Genomic DNA, 1,478 nt, shown 5'->3' with positions numbered 1-1,478 from the left:
GAGCTCGTAACACGATCTTGTTGAGGCTTCCTGGTCGGGGGGACCGGTGTGACGATTCGGCAGTTCGTTACGCTGCGGACGTGATGATCAGGGGTGCAGGAGATGAGCAGGGGGACAGGATGAGCAGGGGGATAGTCGGACGGTGGTTCGTCGCTGTACTGGCCGCTGCTTCGGTACTCATCTCAGGGTGTGCGTACTCAGTCGACCCCGACGAGCTTCCCGGCGTGTACCGCAACGGTGAGACTGGCGGCGAGATCGCGCTCGATTCCGACGGCACGTTCACCGCCACTGATCTGTCGACAGACGAGAACGCCGACCCCGCCGATTTCCACGGCGACTGGAAGTTCGTTGACAGCAGCGGCAGCGACTTCGTCTACCTGGACATCGATGAGCGTGGCATCGGTGAGGTCTCCGGTGTCCAGCTCTACGCGCGCGGCGGAGGGAAGGTAGCGTTCAGCCTTCCGGATGGGTCGTGGTCCCTGGTGCTCACCAAGGTGTCCGCCCAGTAGATCAGTGTGCCCAGTCCTGCGTGTGGTGGCACCACACCCGGCGGCGGCATGGATATGACCGACTCCCTACGAGCTCGTACACGATCTTGTTGAGCGGTTCCGGTAGGCCGTGACCGGTGTGACGATTCGACCGTTCGGGATGGTGTGACTACCAGGCCATGGATCGTGGACGATGACCTGTGGGCGCTGATCGAGCCGCTCCTGCCGCCCTGGCCCGAGAAGGCTCCCGGCCCGCGGCCCGTGCCGGACCGGCTGTGCCTGCAGGGCATCCTCTACGTGCTGCACAACGACATCGCCTGGCAACTGCTGCCCCATGAACTGGGTTTCGGCTCGGGGCAGACCTGCTGGCGGCGCCTCGAGCGATGGCAACAGGCCGGAGTCTTCGACCAACTGCACCGCCTCCTGCTCTCCAGACTGCACGCGGCCGGCAAGTTGGACTGGTCCCGAGCCTGCGTCGACGGTTCCCACGTCCGCGCGAAAAAGGGGGAGCCGACACCGGTCCGTCGCCGGTCGATCGGCGCAAGACGGGCAGCAAGCACCATCTGATCTGCGACGGACGCGGCACCCCGCTGAAGGTCATCACGACCGCGGCCAACGTCAACGACGTCACGCAGACCCTCGCCCTGGTCGACGGCATCCCACCCGTCGCCGGACGTCCCGGCCGACCGCGCCACCGCCCTGAGGCCCTGCTCGGCGACAAGGGCTACGACTCCGACCCCAACCGCCGCGAACTGCGCAAACGCCGGATCCTGCCGGTCATCTCCCGCAGGCGTGCCCCGAACATCGAGGGCCTTGGCGAGCTCCGGTACGTCGTCGAGCAGACCTTCGCCCTCCTCCACCGGTTCAAGCGCCTCGCCGTCCGCTGGGAACGCCGCACCGAACTCCACGACGCCTTCGTCTCCCTCGCCTGCAGCCTCATCTGCTGGAGACGCCTCAAGAAGGCCCGAACATGATCGTGTTACGAGCTCT

2 protein-coding genes are annotated in these 1,478 nt (G+C 66.0%); both read left to right on the top strand.

What is annotated here, in order from left to right; translation table 11 throughout:
- Nucleotides 1-509 (top strand): hypothetical protein (locus ACWGSR_RS37660; protein WP_453573966.1); only part of this gene is annotated, 509 nt, incomplete at its 5' end.
- Between the two features lie 144 nt (nt 510-653).
- Nucleotides 654-1,462 (top strand): IS5 family transposase gene (locus ACWGSR_RS37655; protein WP_453573964.1). Its coding sequence is split into 2 segments (ribosomal slippage): nt 654-971 and nt 974-1,462, totalling 807 coding nucleotides; the frame shifts between segments, so codons are not numbered across the junction.
- Nucleotides 1,463-1,478: the final 16 nt, after the last annotated feature.

The sequence above is a fragment of the Streptomyces sp. NPDC055632 genome (assembly GCF_053618675.1).
This window is presented reverse-complemented; position numbering and strand designations above follow the sequence as displayed.